General features: G+C 44.2%; 13 protein-coding genes. 11 read left to right on the top strand and 2 right to left on the bottom strand.

Annotation, left to right across the window (positions count from 1 at the left end):
- The first annotated feature begins 47 nt into the window (after positions 1-47).
- On the top strand, positions 48-1,427 hold the full coding sequence (locus tag DBK98_RS05840; protein ID WP_032536500.1) for a PepSY-like domain-containing protein: 1,380 nt from the start codon (positions 48-50) through the stop codon (positions 1,425-1,427).
- On the opposite strand, the gene DBK98_RS05845 is transcribed toward DBK98_RS05840, so the two are convergent.
- A complete protein-coding gene (locus tag DBK98_RS05845) occupies positions 1,419-2,396 on the bottom strand; it encodes a substrate-binding domain-containing protein (protein ID WP_005779176.1) in 978 nt (325 codons plus the stop codon). The genes DBK98_RS05840 and DBK98_RS05845 overlap by 9 nt on opposite strands.
- 210 nt (positions 2,397-2,606) lie before the next feature.
- Between DBK98_RS05845 and DBK98_RS05850 the strand changes: the two genes are divergently transcribed.
- The 3 genes from DBK98_RS05850 (at position 2,607) to DBK98_RS05860 (ending at position 9,145) form a co-directional block, all read left to right on the top strand.
- The gene (locus tag DBK98_RS05850; RefSeq protein ID WP_032536445.1) at positions 2,607-4,694 is read left to right on the top strand and encodes a glycoside hydrolase family 127 protein; all 2,088 of its coding nucleotides are present in this window, start codon (positions 2,607-2,609) and stop codon (positions 4,692-4,694) included.
- A gap of 28 nt (positions 4,695-4,722) precedes the next feature.
- On the top strand, positions 4,723-7,122 hold the full coding sequence (locus DBK98_RS05855) for a family 16 glycoside hydrolase (RefSeq protein ID WP_032536444.1): 2,400 nt from the start codon (positions 4,723-4,725) through the stop codon (positions 7,120-7,122).
- Between the two features lie 343 nt (positions 7,123-7,465).
- Positions 7,466-9,145, top strand: coding sequence for an IS1182 family transposase (locus DBK98_RS05860; protein ID WP_033572611.1), 1,680 nt, complete (start codon positions 7,466-7,468; stop codon positions 9,143-9,145).
- A 75-nt stretch (positions 9,146-9,220) separates the two neighbouring features.
- Here the strand turns inward: DBK98_RS05860 and DBK98_RS05865 are convergent, their stop codons facing one another.
- A complete protein-coding gene (locus DBK98_RS05865; RefSeq protein WP_032536785.1) occupies positions 9,221-10,297 on the bottom strand; it encodes a M20 family metallo-hydrolase in 1,077 nt (358 codons plus the stop codon).
- A 189-nt stretch (positions 10,298-10,486) separates the two neighbouring features.
- On the opposite strand from DBK98_RS05865, the gene DBK98_RS05870 reads away from it, so the two are divergent.
- From DBK98_RS05870 to DBK98_RS05895, 7 genes are all read left to right on the top strand, one after another.
- Positions 10,487-12,292: a long-chain fatty acid--CoA ligase gene (locus tag DBK98_RS05870; RefSeq protein WP_032536782.1), complete on the top strand. Its 1,806-nt coding sequence runs from the start codon at positions 10,487-10,489 to the stop codon at positions 12,290-12,292.
- A gap of 60 nt (positions 12,293-12,352) precedes the next feature.
- Positions 12,353-13,469 (top strand): peptide chain release factor 2 gene (gene prfB / locus DBK98_RS05875; RefSeq protein WP_122142574.1). Its coding sequence is split into 2 segments (ribosomal slippage): positions 12,353-12,415 and positions 12,417-13,469, totalling 1,116 coding nucleotides; the frame shifts between segments, so codons are not numbered across the junction.
- Between the two features lie 153 nt (positions 13,470-13,622).
- Positions 13,623-13,757 carry a hypothetical protein gene (locus tag DBK98_RS23155; RefSeq protein WP_005812004.1) on the top strand — a complete coding sequence of 45 codons (135 nt, stop codon included), beginning with the start codon at positions 13,623-13,625 and terminating at the stop codon, positions 13,755-13,757.
- Positions 13,758-13,873: 116 nt separating this feature from the next.
- On the top strand, positions 13,874-15,193 hold the full coding sequence (locus DBK98_RS05880; RefSeq protein ID WP_005779161.1) for an OprO/OprP family phosphate-selective porin: 1,320 nt from the start codon (positions 13,874-13,876) through the stop codon (positions 15,191-15,193).
- Between the two features lie 2 nt (positions 15,194-15,195).
- A complete protein-coding gene (locus DBK98_RS05885) occupies positions 15,196-15,666 on the top strand; it encodes a CYTH domain-containing protein (RefSeq protein ID WP_032536781.1) in 471 nt (156 codons plus the stop codon).
- A gap of 56 nt (positions 15,667-15,722) precedes the next feature.
- Complete coding sequence (locus DBK98_RS05890; protein ID WP_032536780.1) at positions 15,723-17,018, top strand: DUF4010 domain-containing protein; 1,296 nt, start codon at positions 15,723-15,725, stop codon at positions 17,016-17,018.
- A gap of 170 nt (positions 17,019-17,188) precedes the next feature.
- Positions 17,189-19,762: an outer membrane beta-barrel family protein gene (locus DBK98_RS05895; RefSeq protein WP_033572610.1), complete on the top strand. Its 2,574-nt coding sequence runs from the start codon at positions 17,189-17,191 to the stop codon at positions 19,760-19,762.
- The last annotated feature ends 20 nt before the right edge of the window (positions 19,763-19,782 follow it).

Genomic DNA, 19,782 nt, shown 5'->3' on the forward strand with positions numbered 1-19,782 from the left:
TTCAGCACTATCCTTTAACTTTGCCTGAAACATAAAACCACATGACTATGAAGACTTTTTATTCCGTCTTTTATTTATGCTTCTTGCTCTGCCTGCCTTTTTCCGTGGTGGGATGTTCGGAAGATAATGAACCATCCGGGGAGATTGAAATAAACCAGCTGCCAGGTACTGCGCAGTTCTTTTTATCTAATTATTTTCCGGGACAATCTCCGGAGAAGATAGAAAGAACGATGACCGGGCAGGAGGACGATCAGTTGCTCTACCGGGTTGCTTTTCCCGATGAGGTAAAAGTGGAATTTAATGAAAATGGAGGATGGAAGAGTCTGATGGTTCCAAATCAAAACTTGCCCGAATCACTTCAATCCCTTTTTGGAGGAGTCATCGCATATGTAAAACAACACTTCTCTAATGATCCGTTTGTCGGTGTGGAGAACACCTGCTACGGAGAATGTGTGTTATTGAACAGTGGCAAGAAAGTAGCATTCTACTACGACCAGACCTGTGTCGGATATGAAATGGATATAAAAGGTGAATCTTCATTGCCCCAACCGGTGCGGGAGTTTACTGAAAAATACTTTCCGGATGGAACCTTTGAGGCTGTGATTGAACATATACCTGACGGGGAGTTTCCTGCCGGTTATACTTTCTGGTTGGAGAACGGATTTAAATGCGTGCTTGATGATCGGGGAGAGTGGACGGAAGTGAATGGAGGAACCGAACTGTTGCCGACTTCGATTCTGGAAACATTACCTGCGAAAGTGACGGAAGATTTGCACCGGAACTATCCGAATGCACAAGTCACCTTCATTCGTCTGGAGGGTACCCGTTATACAATTCAGGTCAGCAAGACTGTGTATGTGACTATCGATCCCGAGAGTAAACCGATAGTGGTACCTCTGATGCAGGCACAGGCACTTGCAGAAGAGTATTTCGGTAAGCAGAGTTCCATCTCTATCAGTCATCCGCTGCATTCGGATGTGCTCAACTTTACCGTCCGCCTGCCGAACGGCTTTAATATGCTTGTTAACGAAGATGCCAGTGTATGGATTAATATAGACGGAAACGGATTTGCGTTTCCGGAGAAGCTCGTGGCATCGTTGCCGGAAAAGATTACCGATTATGTTTCGGGATATTCGAACTCTGAAATTACACGGGTAGACCGTTCGGTGGCAGCTTCCTATTTGGTGGAACTAACCAACGGAGACGGATTGATGTTCGACTCACAGGGAGATTTTCTTGGGAAAGAAAAGATAGAGTTGAGCGCCTCAGAGAAGGTGTACAGGTATATGCGTTATCATTATCCCAATGACCTGGATATGTATCTCGGCTCTTACAGCATAGAGGGTTGGGTATACAAACTGAGTGACGGTTCGCAAGTCAGATTCGACCGGAACGGTAATTTTGTGGAGATCATCTCATTAAAGTGAGTGCCGGATATTCAGTTCCCAGGGGTTCTCTATGGTTTTTATCTCTTTCTGCGTAAGAAGTGAAGCCATGGTTTGCCCCATTTGCTTGAAGTCGGTGGATAAAGTAGTGATACCTCCGGCCAGTATTTCTTTCAGCGGAGTATCGTTGTAAGAGATGATACCGAAGTCTTTACCGGGAACAAACTGCTGTAGTTGCGCCTGTTTAAGCAGATCTACCAAATCCCGGTCGTTGACAGTCATAAATATTTCCCCTTTCTTGATCATCCGGTCCTTTACGGAGTCGGTATATTCGTGTGTAAACTGATGTTCCTCACAGAAAGTACAGAGGCCGTTGTATCGTTCGATAGGCTCTTTCTCTTCCTTCTGGACCATGATGATGTGGTCGTATTTTTTCAGGTGCGGGAGTCCGTGTACCAAAGCTTCGTAAGTGTCTTTCTCGAAATTCTGTGCAACGGAGGAGTATTTGCCTGCCAGTTCCGGGTGAAAGTGGTCGAGTAGGAAGACCCGTCCGGATAGGCTCTCCAATAGTGGGGCTATGTTGGTGAACTTGCCCGGCATCAGGATATATGTGGTGTATTTATAGTTGGCTTCATTGATGAGCGTCTCGAAGACTTTGCGGTTATAGTTGTGAAAATAGAGATCTACGTTTGCGGTCTTTTTGATGGAAGACATGAATGAATTGTAAAGATCTTCCTTGAACTCGTTGAATTCGTTGAAAAGGAGGAATACATTTAGCTTTTGCGCAATTCGGGTTGTTGCTATGTAATAACCTACACCCGGGGTGGAATCGATAATTCCTTTTGATTTAAGCTCGCTCAAACCTGCGAATACCGTATCTCTGGATAGATTATAGTTCTTTCTGAATTCATTGATAGAGAGAATCCAGTCTCCTTTTTTATAACTACCATTGTTGATGCCGTCTATAACGTGATTTACTACTTGTTTGTATTTTGATTCATTCCTTTTCATATTCTTGTTTTTGGTGCTGCAAAGATAGGATAAAAAACGTAAAAGGCTATGGATATTCTCCGGATATAGTATATGTTTTGTAACATAATAAAAATACAGACCAGTTCGTATCAGTTTTGATGGCTTTCATTATCTTTGCACTGTTGCTTGGATCATAAGATTCATAAGCAAGAAAGAAAGACGGGAAAACAACAAACTATAAATAAAACAATGAGAACGTACAGATTTATGTTTCCGGTGTTGCTTGCAATGACTGCGACCGGAGGTTTGACGGCAAAGTCGTCTGATAAAGGAGGTTCCGGCATTCAGTTTCCGGAAGTAAGCCAGGTGAAAATAGAAGATGCATTTTGGAAACCCAAATTGGATCTTTGGCAGAAGGTGACGGTGAATGATGTCTTTGACAAGTTTGAAGGGAAGCATCTGGAACATCCGGGAAAATTCTGTAATACGTTTGAGAACTTTGACCGTGTAGCAAAGGGCGAGCGAAATATCGGTCAGCATGCAGGTGCTCCCTGGTTTGACGGACTTGTTTACGAAACAATCCGTGGGGTGGCAGACTTGATGGCAAGACAGTCGGATGTTGCTTTGGAGAAACGTGTCGACGGATATATCGACCGAATAGCTAAGGCACAGGCATCGGAGCCCAATGGTTATATCGATACTTATACTCAACTGATGGAAGCTGACCATCAGTGGGGAGAACGGGGAGGAATGCTTCGTTGGCAACACGATGTGTACAATGCCGGTATGCTGGTGGAAGCAGGGATACATTATTATAATGCAACCGGAAAAACGAAGTTGCTGGAAGTGGCAACCCGCTGTGCCAATCTGATGGCTGGATACATGGGGGCTTTCCCTAAAAAGAATGTGGTTCCGGCCCATTCCGGTCCGGAAGAGGCTTTGGTGAAACTTTATATCATTTATAAAAACAATCCGGAACTGAAAAAGCAAATCAATGTCCCGGTTGCTGAGCAGGACTATCTCAAATTGGCCGAATTCTGGATCGAAGGCAGAGGACATCACTGTGGATTCCCTTTGTGGGGTACATGGGGTAATCCGTCTGCCGAACAATGGATACGTGACCGGAAATATGAAGCTCCCGAATTCGGGAATCATACCCGTCCGTCATGGGGGGACTATGCACAAGATTCCATTCCGCTTTTCGAACAGAAGACTATTGAAGGACATGCCGTTCGTGCTACTTTGTTTGCTACCGGAGCAACGGCTGCCGCACTTGAGAATCATTCACCGGAATATATCGCTGCCGTTAGTCGTTTATGGGATAATATGATTGGAAAGCGTATGTTCATCACCGGCGGAGTAGGTGCTGTTCACTTTGACGAGAAGTTCGGACCCGATTACTTTCTGCCTACAGATGCTTATCTGGAAACTTGTGCTGCTGTCGGTGCCGGTTTCTTCAGTCAAAGAATGAACGAGCTGACAGGTGATGCCAAGTATATGGACGAATTGGAACGCACCTTATATAATAACGTCCTGACAGGTATTTCTCTTTCCGGCACACAATACACTTACCAGAATCCGCTGAACTCTGCTAAGCATGCCCGTTGGAGCTGGCACGATTGTCCTTGTTGTCCGCCAATGTTCCTTAAGATGATGTCTGCAATGCCCGGATTTATCTACTCGCAGAAGGGAAGTGACGTTTATGTGAACCTTTTTGTTGGTAGCGAAACGGAAATGACTCTGGCGGATCGGAACCGGGTACGTTTGACGCAAAAGACCGGTTATCCGTGGGAGGGTGTTGTCACCATGACCGTTGAACCCGAAAAAGAGAAGACTTTTATATTGAAAGTGCGTATCCCGGGATGGGCGCAAGGTGTGGAGAATCCTTATGGCCTGTATCGTTCGGAGGTACGGTCTGCCGTAAGCCTGAAGGTAAACGGTAAGTCGGTTCCACTAAAAATATTCAAAGGATATGCCGAAATTCAACGGAAATGGAAAAAGGGGGATCAAGTTGAGCTGACACTACCCGTTCAGCCGCGTTTGGTGACAGCCAATGAAGCAGTGGTGGATTTACAGGACAAAGTAGCCATTGCCGCCGGTCCCTTTGTATATTGTCTGGAAGGATGTGATAATGAAGGTTTGGCTGATTTGAAGGTTGATATGCGTTCTCCCCTGTCGATCACTTTTGAAAAGGGATTATTGAATGGAATCAATGTAATTAAAGGTCAGGCACTGGATAAGACAGGAAAGAAAGTACCGGTTATGGCTATTCCTTATTATGCTTTGGGCAATCGCCAGGATAAGGGTTATGCGGTTTGGATTCCGGCAAGTAAATAATGCGAACGAACATAAACACAATTGTAAGATGAGGGTAAACTGTTTGTTAGCTCTGATATTGTCTGCTTCGGTAGTAGCGGCACAGGACGCTGTGATCCGAGTGGATGCGGGTAAGGTCGAAAATAAAATAACTCCTTATTTATATGGAGCTTGCATGGAAGATGTAAATCATGAGATTTATGGGGGAATTTATGATCAGCAGATTTTTGGCGAGAGCTTTGAGGAACCTGCCTCCATGGATAACTTTATCGGGTTTACCCGGTGCGAAGGGGTATGGAAGATGCAAGATGATCAACTTTCCGTATCGTCGCATCCGGGGGCGAAATTGGTTTATGATGATGCGGAGTTCTCTGACGGTAGGGTCGGAGTCGATATAAAATTTACCGATGACATTTCGTCTGCCAATAATGCGGGACTTTTGTTGCGCGTCGGTGAATACGGAGGTGGAGCGGATAATTTTGATGGATACGAAGTCAGCCTGTTTGCCGATGGCAAACGCGTGCTGTTAGGTAAGCATCTGCACAACTGGCAGGAACTGAAAACAGTTCCGGTAGATGTAGATCCGTCGCAATGGAATCGTATGGAAGTGAAGATGGAGGGTGATGAACAGGTGATTCTGCTGAACAGTCGTGAAGTATTGCGTTTCGAAGATCATTTTACTACTTTACGTAATGGAAAAGTCGCTTTCCGCAATTGGGGTGCCGGTGCATCTTTCCGTAACCTGACCATCGGAGATGGTACTCCTGTCAAGCTGTTAACCCGATCGGCACCACAGGTCAGTGGCATGTGGGATGCTTTTGCAGATCTGAATGCGGCCGCTTCATATAAACAGGTTTCGGACAGACCTTTTCATGGACACTATGCTCAGCAAGTAGAGTGTCTGGCAGGTATCGGTAAAGTGGGCATTGCCAACCGGAGTTTGAATCGCTGGGGGATCTCCGTACGTCAGGGTGAGAAGAAAACCGGTAGCCTTTATTTGAAAGGGAAGGCAGAAGTATGGGTAGCCCTTCAAAGCGTGGATGGTGAAAAAGAATATGCTGTACAGTGTATCCGTACCGAGTCCGGTGACTGGAAAAAGTATACATTTGAGTTGATTCCGGACAAGACCGATGAAAACGCACGCTTTGCTATTTATTTGAAAGGGAAAGGGCGTTTTCTGGTAGATATGGTCACTTTGATGAACGGTGCCGACCGACAGTTTCGTGGGTTGCCGTTGCGTAATGATATCGGGCAGGCAATGGTGGATCAGGGGTTGCGTTTCCTGCGCTATGGAGGTACGATGGTTAATGCTCCCGAATACCGTTTTAAGAATATGATTGGTGATCGTGCACTGCGTCCGCCTTATAAAGGCCACTGGTATACTTATTCGACTAACGGTTTCGGTATCGAGGATTTCCTCCGGTTCTGCGAGAAGGCAGGGTTTGTGCCTGCTTATGCAGTGAATGTAGAAGAGTCGGCGCAGGATATGGCGGACATGATTGAATACTTGAACGGGCCGGTAGATACGGAATGGGGGAAGAAGCGTGCCGCGAACGGGCATCCCGAACCTTACGGATTGAAGTATCTGGAGATTGGAAACGAAGAGGTCATCTGGGGGGATATCGAGGCAGACTATCAGCATTACATTGATCGTTTTAATGATATCTATGAAGCGGTTCATGCCAAAGATCCGGAGGTGCAATTTATTCATTCTGCCTGGTGGCGTCCCGAATCGCCTAACATGGAAAAAGTATTTAAAGCCCTTGACGGAAAAGCTGCTTATTGGGATTATCACCCTTGGACGGATGATCTCGGTAGCCGTGAGAACATAGACAGGGAGTTGACGGATATGAAGGCCAAGTTCTTGAAATGGAATCCGAATACAACGATGCGTTGTGCCATTTTTGAAGAAAATGGAAACCTGCATAACATTCAGCGTGCCATTGTACATGCTACCGTTCAGAATGTAGTTCGTCGCCATGGTGACTTCATCCTGACTACCTGTGCGGCCAATGCCCTTCAACCCTATCTGCAAAATGACAATGGTTGGGATCAGGGGCAGGTATTTTTCACACCGGGACAGGTTTGGGGAATGCCGACTTTCTATGCACAGCAGATGTCTGCTGCCCATCACCATCCGTTACGTTTGTGGAGTGAAGTGAAAGGAGAACTGGATGTGACAGCCACAACGAATGAAGCACGTGATGAAGTGGTTCTGCATGTTGTGAACACTTCACCTGAGGTACGGCGGAGCCAGATAAACTTGTCCGGTTTCATTCCGGAGGGAAATATGGAAACATATACTTTGAGTGGAGAACTGAATGACGAAAATCTTCCCGATACGCCGACCCGGATTCTTCCAAAAGCTATCTGGATGCAGGCTGCCGGATCTGATTTTACTTATTCGTTTCCTGCTTACTCGTATACGATTGTCGTGCTTGGGAAGTAAGTTATCGTTATGGGAATTAACATTGTTAATACCGCTTCGGAAAGTTTTGCTGACAGATTGTAAACAACAAGTCTTTTGCATGTAAAAGATTTGTTGTTTACAATCAAAACACTTGTTTTAACAGATCGTTAAAACAAGTGTTCCTTCAATGTGATATAAACACTTATAACCTTCTATTTATCAGCTGGAACCTAATCAAAGGACCTTTGTTTCCTAAAGCCTCTGCCTGCATGGCTTCAAGTGATGAGGGTGTCCGAAAAGGGTACCCTCTTTTTTTATGTAAAAGTCCGAACTTTCCCAAGCTCGGACTTTTTAATTTGCTCTAAAATGTTTATCTTAGAGCATGTTAATCGATAGTGCAAATATACAATTTAAGGAGTATTCTCAAGGTATGGATTCCTTATTTCCTTGCCGTCTTGATGAAAATATTTCTTCGGATGCTCCGGTCCGGCTTGTCAACCAGATTGTTGATAAGCTTGACATCAGTCCGTTGTTATCTACTTATAAGGGTGGTGGTTGTCCTGCTTATTATCCCCGCATGCTTTTGAAAGTGTTGTTCTTCGCCTACCTGAACAATGTGTACTCTTGTCGTAAGATAGCACGTCTACTTCAGGAGAACATCCTTTACATGTGGCTTTCGGGCAAGTCCACTCCCGACTTCCGTACCATCAATGATTTCCGCAGCAAGCGTTTGAAGAGTTGTATCCACAGTTTGTTCACTCAGATTGTGCTCATGCTTGTTGAGTTGGGATATATCAGCCTGGAAAAACAATATATCGACGGGACCAAGATGGAGTCGGCAGCCAACCGTTATACTTTCGTCTGGCGCAAAAGTGTGGAAAAGTATAAGGATCGTCTGGAAAATAAGATTCAATGTATACTTTCTCAAATTGATGAGGGTATTCTCGGTGACAACACCGCTCCTGGAGAATCAACTCTTCCTATTGACAGCCATGCTCTGAAAGAAAAAATAGATGCCATTAATCTGGAGAACCGCAATAAACGTGAACTTCGTCAGATTAAAAAGCTTAATGAGGAGTACTTACCTAAGCTGCAGGAATATGAGAAACACTTGGAAATAATGGGGGAAAGAAACAGCTATTCCAAAACAGATCCTGATGCGACTTTTATGCGCATGAAAGAAGACCACATGAGGAACGGTCAGCTTAAACCGGGATATAATCTACAGATATCCACGGAAAACCAGTTCATAACAAACTATGCTTTCTATCACAATCCGGGTGATACGTTGACGTTGATTTCATTTCTATTGTATGGCCGGATGAGATACTGCCGGTTCATGAAAGAGGTTTGTGCGGATGCCGGATATGGAAGTGAGGAAAATTATGAGTTTATGGAACGCTTCGGTATAAGCGCTTATGTGAAATATAATTATTTTCATATGGAACAAACAAAAAAATGGAAATGTGACATCTCCAAACAAGATAATTTGTATTATAACGAACCGGAAGATTACTTTGTATGTCCGATGGGACAGTATATGAAATTTGCCTACACGATAAAGGCTGTCAATGATAATGGATATGAAAGTGAAATAAGTGTTTACCGTGCTAAGAACTGTCAGGGATGTCCCCTACAAAATAAATGTCACAAAGGGAGAGGAAACAGGGAGATCAAGGTGAATCATAAATTAAGGCGGTACAAGCAACTGGCACGTGAGAAACTCACTTCATCAAAAGGGCTTGAACATAGGAGCAAAAGACCGGTGGAGGTGGAAGCGGTCTTCGGGCAAATAAAATGGAATAAAGAGTACAAGAGGTTCAGGCATAAAGGCTTGGAGAAGATTGTCATGGACTTTGGAATATTGGCTATTGCATTTAACATCGGAAAAATGATCTGCAAGCAGAAAAAGGCTAAGAAAGGGAGGGATGGAAAGGATTATAAGACTGATAAAGGGAGAAAATTGAGTTTCATGAGGGGCATTTTTATAAGTTGTTGGATAAATCACAAAAAAAGAAAAAAGTTAGAGGGTACCCTTTTCGGACACCCTCAATATAATTGATGAGAAGTTATAGAACCTTTTATGGTCTGGAAATAGCTGATACATTGCACGAATTTGTTCCACCGGCCGACAGCACTACAGACGGAAGGGGCAGATTTCCAAGCCGTCCAGTATCTTCAGATATAACTCCAATGCTTCTTCGATTTCTTTAATCATGATATATTCATCGGCTGTATGCGAACGCGAAGAACGGCCGGGACCCATTTTTACCGAAGGGAAAGACATTAACGCCTGATCAGAAAGGGTAGGGGAACCGAAAGGTATACGTCCCAGTTTTTTTGCTTTTTGTACAAACGGATGACTCTCTTCGATACGTGAAGAGTTAAGGCGGAATGAGCGGGCTTCGGCTTTGCAGGAAATATGTTTTTGTATTTCGGCAAACAGTTCTTCATTGGAGTAAAGTTCGTTGCTTCGTACGTCCACTACGAAATTGCAACGGTCGGGGATGACATTGTGCTGTGTACCGGCATTGATCACCGTGACACTCATTTTGACAGGGCCCAGCAGAGACGATTCTTTGGCAAAACGGTAATCGCGGAACCAGGCAATGTCGTCCAATACCTTATATATAGCATTATCACCTTCATTACGGGCTGCGTGTCCTGCTTTTCCGATGGCAGTGACATCAAGTACCATTAACCCTTTTTCGGCAATGGCAGGTTGCATTTCGGTAGGTTCTCCCACTACGGCAAAACTGATAGGAGGAAGTCCGGGCAATACACTTTCGATACCCCCTTTTCCCGATACTTCTTCTTCGCAGGATGCCAGATAAATGAGGTTATAACTTTGTTGCCTGCGGCATAGTTGCAGAAACACCTGTAAGAGTGTCACTACGCTTGCACCGGCATCGTTGCTGCCCAATCCGTAAAGTTTCCCATTCTCTTCGCGGGGAGTGAACGGATCTTTTCGCCAACCGTTGACCGGTTTTACGGTATCGATATGGGAATTGAGCAGGATTGTCGGTTTCTTCAGGTCGAACATGGGACTCAGACACCAGATGTTGTTTCCTTTACGGCCTGTGGTCATACCTTCGGCCTCGATATAGTTTTGCAGGTAATCGGCTGCTTTTTCTTCTTCGCGGCTGAGCGAAGGGATGCTGATCAGAGATTTCAGCAAGCCGACAGCTTCGGATGTAATGGATTCGTCTATCATTTCTTTTTTTGCTTTGAACGGATGCAAATGTACAAATAATACTTGAATCTTTCAGTTTGTCAGACAACTATTTATCAGGTACTATATGGCTAAGTGCCTGACTCTGTTAAGCAAAATAATTCAGTGTTCACACCTGATAATTCCAAATTAAACGATACCTTTGCAGACGAATAACTAACAACAAAGGATATGACTTATCATCATTTATCTGTCTTGGTTCATCGTCAGGCTGAAAAGTATGGCGACAAGACAGCTCTGAAATACCGTGACTATGAGAAGGCACAGTGGATCCCTATCTCTTGGAATGAATTCTCGCAAACTGTAAGGCAGGCCGCCAATGCCATGGTGGAACTGGGGGTACAGGAAGAAGAAAACATCGGTATTTTCTCTCAAAATAAGCCGGAATGTCTGTTTACGGATTTTGCCGCTTTTGCTAATCGTGCGGTGACGATTCCGCTCTATGCAACCAGCTCTCCGGCACAGGCACAATACATTATCAATGATGCACAGATACGTTTCTTATTTGTAGGAGAGCAGTTCCAATACGATGCTGCTTTCAGTGTATTTGGCTTTTGCCCTTCACTTACCCAGTTAATTATTTTCGATCCGGCAGTAGTAAGAGACCCGCGTGATATGAGTTCCATCTACTTTGACGAGTTTCTGGCCAAAGGAAAAGATTTGCCGCACAACGAAGTGGTGGAAGAACGTACGGCACGTGCCAGTGCCGATGATTTGGCAAATATATTGTATACGTCCGGTACTACCGGTGAGCCCAAAGGAGTGATGTTGCATCATTCTTGCTATCTGGAAGCATTCCGCATTCACGATATTCGTTTGGTGGATATGACCGATAAGGACGTTTCGATGAACTTCCTGCCTCTGACCCATGTGTTTGAGAAGGCGTGGACTTATCTCTGTGTGCATAAAGGAGTACAGGTATGTATCAATCTCCGTCCGGCCGACATCCAGACGACGATTAAAGAAATTCGTCCGACGTTGATGTGCAGTGTACCCCGTTTTTGGGAAAAAGTATATGCAGGTGTCCAGGAGAAAATTGCCGAGACTACCGGTATCAAGAAAATGTTGATGCTGGATGCCATCAAGGTAGGGCGTATCCACAATCTTGAGTATCTGCGGGTAGGTAAGACGCCTCCCAAAATGATTCAGCTGAAATATAAGTTCTACGAAAAGACTATTTATGCCTTATTGAAAAAGACTATCGGTATAGAGAATGGTAACTTCTTCCCGACGGCCGGTGCCGCTGTTCCTGATGAAATCTGTGAATTTGTGCATTCCGTAGGTATCGATATGTTGGTGGGATATGGCTTGACGGAATCTACTGCGACTGTTTCGTGTACTTCGAAGACCGGTTATGACATCGGTTCGGTAGGACAAGTGATGCCGGAGGTAGAGGTAAAGATCGGGGAAGACAATGAAATTCTGCTTCGGGGAAAAACGATCACGAAGGGATATTATAAGAAAGCGGAAGCTACGGCAGCTGCTATTGATGAAGAGGGATGGTTCCATACCGGAGATGCCGGCTATTTCAAAAATGGTCAGTTGTATCTGACGGAACGCATCAAGGATCTGTTCAAAACATCGAATGGAAAATACATTGCTCCCCAGGCATTGGAAACCAAATTGGTTATTGACCGTTATATCGACCAGATAGCTATTATTGCCGACCAGCGTAAATTTGTATCTGCGCTGATTGTACCCGTATACGGCTTTGTGAAACAGTATGCCAAAGAGAAAGGTATCGAATACAAGGACATGGCCGGACTGTTGGAGCATCCTAAGATTATTGCTTTGTTCCGTGCACGTATTGACACGTTGCAGCAACAATTTGCCCACTACGAACAGATTAAACGTTTCACATTGCTTCCTGAACCGTTCAGTATGGAAAAGGGAGAACTGACTAACACTCTGAAACTGAAACGCCCGGTAGTGGCACGCAATTATAAAGAGGTAATTGATAAAATGTATGAGGAGTAAGAACACGAAATTTTGTATATCTTTGCTCCCCATTATTAACGAAAACCATAAATAAGAAGTATGATTACTATTGAACAACTTAAAGACGTGAAAGAGCGCACTGATGCGCTGAGGAGGTATCTTTGACATCGACGGGAAGAAAATTCAGGTCGAAGAAGAACAATTGAGAACACAGGCTCCGGGATTCTGGGATGACCAGAAGAAGGCCGAAGCACAAATGAAACTGGTGAAAGGATTACAGAAGTGGATTGACGGTTACAACGAAGTCAAAACACTGGCAGACGAACTGGAACTGGCTTTCGATTTTTATAAAGACGAACTGGTCACCGAGCAGGAGGTGGACGAGGCGTATGCAAAGGCTCTGGAACATGTGGAAAACCTGGAGTTGCAGAATATGCTTCGTGATGAAGCCGACCAGATGAGTTGCGTGCTGAAGATTAACTCCGGTGCCGGTGGCACGGAGAGTCAGGACTGGGCATCGATGCTGATGCGTATGTATCTTCGTTATGCCGAGACCAATGGTTATAAAGCAACCATGGCCAACTTGCAGGAAGGTGATGAAGCGGGTATTAAAACCTGTACCATCCAGATCGAAGGCGACTATGCTTATGGATATCTGAAAGGTGAAAACGGTGTACACCGTTTGGTTCGTGTTTCCCCTTACAATGCGCAGGGTAAGCGCATGACTTCTTTTGCTTCCGTGTTTGTCACTCCGTTGGTGGACGATAGCATTGAAGTGAATATTTTGCCGGCCTGTATCTCTTGGGATACTTTCCGTTCGGGAGGTGCCGGTGGACAGAACGTAAATAAAGTGGAATCCGGCGTTCGTTTGCGTTATCAGTACAAGGACCCTTATACCGGAGAGGAAGAGGAAATCCTGATTGAGAATACCGAAACCCGTGACCAGCCTAAGAATCGGGAGAATGCGATGCGTCAGTTGCGCTCTATTCTTTACGATAAAGAATTGCAGCACCGCATGGCCGAACAGGCCAAAGTGGAAGCCGGTAAGAAAAAAATCGAATGGGGGTCGCAGATACGAAGCTATGTATTTGATGACCGTCGTGTAAAAGACCATCGTACCAACTTCCAGACCTCTGATGTAAACGGAGTGATGGATGGTAAAATAGAAGGCTTTATCAAGGCTTATCTGATGGAATTTTCGTCCGAAGAGGCTTAAACATAACAGAATTGTAACATCCTCCGGGGTTTTCTGCCCCGGAGGATGTTTTTTTTATTTCCTTTCTTTGCTCATCATTTTATTCTCCATATTTTTGGCTGGTTAAAAGATTTGTTCTTACTTTGTTAGCGTTGAACTTTAAAGCTAACGATTATGAGTAAGAATAAGAAAAAAGTAACACACAGCAAGAAAGAAGAAGAACAAGCCAAAAAGGTTGTTAAGGTAGTTTTTGTCTCGCTGGTCATTCTGGCATTGGCTATGATTATCGGTTTTTCTCTTTTGGGCTAAGAGTGAGTGATTAGTGACTGACAATTAGTGATTAGTACCGTATAGATGAATTGTACTAATCACCGGTTATTAGCTGCTAATCACTGCCAATTAATCGCAAATCACTAAAAAGACGGATGAACAAGCAACTGATTACTATTTTTTCTATCTTCTCAATTACTTGTCTGGGGATGGTTTCTGCCCAGGAGTCTAAATCTTTTCTTCCTGAGGTGAAGAAAGAATCATTAACCTTCAGTTCGGAGGACAATAAGTTTAAACTGACTTTCAATGGCCGTATCCAGGCAGATGGAGCGGTGTTTTTTGGAGAGGATTACCAGCCCATAGGCAATGGTGTCGGATTTAGGCGTGTACGTTTAGGTGCCACTGCTGCATTTGGTAAAAGATTATCCGGTAAAATAGAGATGGATCTGACCGATGGCGGATTTTCGTTAAAAGACTGTTTCATTAAATATGCTTTTCCCAACGGGCTCTACTTTAGGGCAGGTAATTTTAAAGAGAGTTTTGGGATGGCTGCAATGACTTCTTCGGGCGATTTATGGTTTATGGAGAAAGCGAATGTGGTATCGGCATTTGCTCCTGAATATCATATTGGCGTACAGGGAACTTGGGAACATGACCAGTTCCTGGGGGTAGCAGGTGTACATTTCAAGCGAATTGAAGGTAATAAAGAAAAAGATTATTCTGAAAGTAACAACAAAGCCGGAGAAGATGAAGGAATATCGGTGACTGCCCGTGCGGTTTGGCAACCTGTTTCGGCAGATAAAGTGAAAGGCTTTCATCTGGGAATTGCTGCATCTTATCGCACTCCGAAGACTACGGTTGGTTCACTGATGCCAAATACGGTGAGATACAGTACAAGGTCGCTGTCTTATATCAATAAAATCAAGTTTCTGGATACGTCGCCTATTGCCTCGGTCAGTCACGACTGGCTGGCGGGTGCCGAGTTGGCCGGATTCTACAGAGGGTTTCGTTTTCAGGGAGAATACATTATGAACAACACAGTGCGTATGGAAGGATTAGCGACGGAGAAGTTCAATGGTTTCTATGTACAGGCTGCTTATCTGCTGTTTGGCGGACAGCAGCGGTATAGTAAATCACGTGGCGCTTTTTCACAGCCGTCGTTTGGGCGTAGTTGGGGCGACATAGAACTGGCAGCTCGTTTTGACCGTATCGACCTGAACGGAACAGAGGTGATGGGCGGATCGGCCAACGGATGGACGTTTGGGGTGAATTATTATGCTACCCGGAATCTTAAATTCCAGATTAACTATTCGTATGTAGATAATGATAAATATGCCAATGCCTTCGGACAGGCAGCGGTGGGGTATAAATCGAACGGAGAGATTGCTTACAAACCCGAGGAAGTAGACGAATCGTTGGGGAAGGGGGGGAATGCATATGGCATTCTGGGACTCCGTATACAATTGAATTTTTAAATATGCCACAAGAGATAGAACGTAAGTTTCTCGTTAAAGGAGACTATAAATCACAGGCTTTTGCGCAGAGTCGCATTGTTCAGGGATATATCAGCAGTGCCCGTGGAAGAACGGTCCGGGTACGTATCCGCGATGGGAAAGGTTACCTGACTATTAAAGGAGCCTCCGATGCCTCAGGGTTGAGCCGCTATGAGTGGGAGAAAGAACTGCCGCTTATTGAGGCAGAGGAACTGATGAAACTTTGTGAACCGGGAGTGATCGATAAAACCCGATACCTGGTTCGTAGCGGGGAACACGTATTCGAAATAGATGAATTCTACGGTGAGAATGAAGGACTTGTAGTAGCTGAGGTTGAATTGGGGGCAGAGGATGAAATGTTTGTAAAACCTGACTTTATCGGGGAAGAGGTAACTGGGGATGTTCGCTACTATAATTCCCAGTTAATGAAAAAACCGTATACTACCTGGCCGTAGCTAACAAATAATCCGTATATTTGTTTCTTTAGTTACGGGCTCAAGAATAAAGATATATGGAACAACTGTACAACTACTTGCCGGAAAAGCTGGTGACCTTTATTCTGGTCACCTTGTTTTCACTTTTAATAGGACTCTCGCAACGCAAGATCAGTCTGAAGCGTGAAGGAGAAACCACTCTTTTCGGTACGGACCGCACCTTTACGTTTATTGGGATGTTAGGGTACCTTTTGTATATCCTCGATCCGGAAGAGATGCGGCTCTTTATGGGAGGCGGGTTGATACTCGGTATGCTTCTGGGATTGAACTATTATGTAAAACAAACCCAGTTTCACGTATTCGGGGTGACGACCATCATCATTGCGCTGATCACTTATTGCATTGCTCCTATTGTTTCTACACAGCCTTCCTGGTTTTATGTCATGGTGATTGTAACCGTTTTATTGTTCACTGAATTGAAGCATACCTTTACGGAGATTGCACAGCGAATGAAAAACGATGAAATGATCACACTTGCCAAATTTTTGGCTATCAGTGGAATTATTCTCCCCATGCTGCCCAATGAGAATATCATTCCGGATATTAATCTGACCCCCTATACCATTTGGCTGGCTACAGTAGTTGTCTCGGGCATTTCTTACCTTTCTTATCTGTTGAAGCGATATGTCTTTCGTGAATCGGGAGTATTGGTTTCCGGTATCATCGGTGGATTGTATAGCAGTACGGCCACTATTTCGGTATTGGCGCGTAAAAGCAGGAATATCCACTCGCAGGAAGCACCCGAATACGTTGCTGCTATGCTGTTGGCTGTGAGTATGATGTTTCTGCGTTTTATGATTTTAATTCTTATTTTCAGTTCCACCATCTTTGCCTCTATCTATCCTTATCTTTTGATTATGGCTGCTGTTGCAGCCGGTGTTGCCTGGTTTATCCACTGCCGGCGGAAACGGACGCCTGATGCTGATCTTGTGGAAGAAGAGGATGACAGCAGTAACCCTTTGGAGTTCAAAGTAGCACTGATTTTTGCCGGACTATTCGTTATCTTTACTGTGTTGACACATTACACATTGATTTATGCCGGTACCGGAGGATTGAACTTATTATCGTTTGTGTCCGGATTCAGTGATATCACTCCTTTCATCTTGAACTTATTGCAGGGAACCGGGAGTGTGGCGGTCACTGTTGTGATGGCTTGTACCATGCAGGCCATTATCAGCAATATTGTGGTGAATATGTGTTATGCACTTTTCTTTTCGGGTAAACAGAGTAAGTTGCGCTCATGGATATTAGGCGGTTTCGGCTGTGTGATTGCGGCAAATGTTGTCGTACTTTTTTTCTTTTATCTGATTTAATGTGCGTTATCGAACAACTTCTGATAAAAAAGAATAAAAATTGCCCTATTTCACCTTTCTTAACTCCGAGGGTTTCGTAAACGAATATAAAGTCGATATTTTCGTTGCCAATCTGTAACAAATACTATGATTTTGCGTCTGATAGACTATAAACTAAAACATAACTTCACATGAGAAACAAACTACTACTATTATTGCTGTTGATGTTTATAACATCCGGCATGATGTATGCTCAACAGCAGAAACCTCAGCAAACCCAGCAACGTACAGCAGCTCCATCTTATACATTGAAAGGCGTGCTTCTTGACTCGCTGACCCAAGAGGGAGAACCTTATGCTACGATCAAAATCGTGAAAAAGAGTGCTCCCCAAAAAGCCTTGAAAATGGCCGTAACTGACTTGAATGGTAAATTCCAGGAAAAATTGACTGTCGCTCCCGGAAACTATGTCGCTACTTTTTCATCTGTAGGTAAAGTGACATTGGTGAAAGACTTCACCGTAAAGGCAGGAGATAAAGTAATTGACCTCGGACAATTGAATATGGCTGAGGCTACTAACGAACTGAAGGGCATAGAGATCGTTGCCCAGAAACCATTGGTAAAGGTGGATGTGGACAAGATTGAATATAACATTGAGGACGACCCGGACTCAAAGACCAACACAGTGATGGAAATGCTTCGTAAAGTCCCGTTGGTTACAGTGGACGGTGAAGACAACATTAAGGTGAATGGCAGCAGCAGTTTTAAAATCCATGTAAACGGTAAGCCGAATAACATGATGAGCAATAATCCGAAAGATGTGCTCAAAAGTATGCCTGCTAATACAATTAAGCATATCGAGGTAATCACTTCTCCGGGAGCTAAATATGATGCAGAAGGTGTAGGCGGTATCCTGAATATCGTTACTGTAGGCGGTGGCTTTGAAGGGTATACCGCTACTTTCCGTGCCAGTGGCAGTAACCGTGGTGCCGGTGCGGGCGGATATGCCACTATTAAGTCGGGTAAACTGACTCTGACCGGTAACTATAATTACAATTATAATACAACTCCGAAGAGCTACTCAAATAGTTTCCGTGAAAACTTTGACTCGGAAGATCAGAAATATCTGGAATCAAACAGTACTTCCGATTATGACGGTAGTTTCCAGTACGGTAATCTGGAAGCCAGTTACGAAATTGATACATTACGCCTGCTGACTGCTTCTTTCGGTATGTATGGAGGTAGTAATGATAATAACAGTGACGGACTGACTACGATGTGGAATGCAAACAGAGATGTGTTGGCTTATCAATATGGCTCTCTGAGTGATGGAAGCGGTTCGTGGTATTCGATGCGGGGTAATGTCGACTACCAGCGTACGTCTAAAAAGAATAAGGACCGTATGATTACTCTTTCCTACAAGATCAGTACTCAACCCCAGAATTCGGATTACTACACTAAGTATAGAGATATAAAGGATCCTTTTGAATTGGAAATCATTGAGAAGTTCCTATTAAACAACTCTCACTCGGATGGAAAAACGAATACTACTGAACATACCTTCCAGGTGGACTACACCACTCCTATCGGAAAGTTACATACGATAGAAGTAGGTGGCAAATATATTATCCGTAATAATTTAAGTGATAATAAGTTGTTCGAAGCTAAAGGGGCAACCGACGATTATGAATACAACAACGACCGTAGCAGTAAGTACAAGCATATGAACGACATTCTTGCTGCTTATTTAGGATACACTCTTCGTTATAAGGGCTTCTCTTTTAAACCGGGAGTACGTTATGAATATACCGCTCAGGATGTAAAATATTTGGCTGGAGCTATCGGTCCGGAAGCAGATTTCAGCACCAACTATAATGATTTTGTTCCATCTGTTACGATGGGTATTAAGATTGGTAAGACACAGAACTTGCGTGGTGGTTACAACATGCGTATCTGGCGTCCGGGTATCTGGAACTTGAATCCTTATTTTGACGACCGTAACCCGATGTTTATCAGCCAGGGTAATTCGAATCTGGAAAGTGAAAAGAGCCACTCGTTCAATCTGAGCTATAGTATGTTCAGTATGAAGTTCAATGTGAATGTTTCTTTGCGTCACTCATTTGGAAACAATGGTATTGAGCGGGTGAGCCGTCTGATCGGTAAAGGCGGTGAGGACTTCCCCGGAGGACATCATGCTCCCGAAGGTGCATTGTACAGCACGTACGAAAATATCGGTAAGAACCGTAATACAGGTCTGAGCCTTTATGCTAACTGGAATGCTTCTCCCAATACTCGTATCTATCTGAATGGTGATGGTAGCTACGCTGATATTAAGAGTCCGGCCCAAGGATTACATAATTATGGATGGAGCGCTTCTATGTATGGCGGCATTCAGCATACTTTCCCATTGAAAATACGCGCCAGTCTGAATGCCGGAGGAAGTACTCCTTACATTAGCTTGCAGGGTAAGGGATCGGGTTACTATTACTATAGCCTGAGTGTGAACCGTTCATTCATCAAAGATCGTTTTACGGTAAGTGCTTATGTTAGCAATATCTTCGAGAAATATCGTTCGTTCAACAACACTACTATCGGTGAAAACTTCTTGTCTAAGAATAGCAGCCGCTATCCGAGCCGTAGCTTTGGTATCAGCCTCAGTTATCGTATCGGTGAGTTGAAAGCCAGCGTGAAGAAAGCTGCCCGCAGTATCAATAATGATGATGTGAAAGGTGGCGGTGGCCAGGGTGGTCAAGGCGGTGCTAACTAAGAGTCAGGACTTCTGGTAAA

Source organism: Bacteroides sp. PHL 2737 (genome assembly GCF_004115325.2).
In the GTDB taxonomy this organism is placed as follows: domain Bacteria; phylum Bacteroidota; class Bacteroidia; order Bacteroidales; family Bacteroidaceae; genus Bacteroides; species Bacteroides hominis.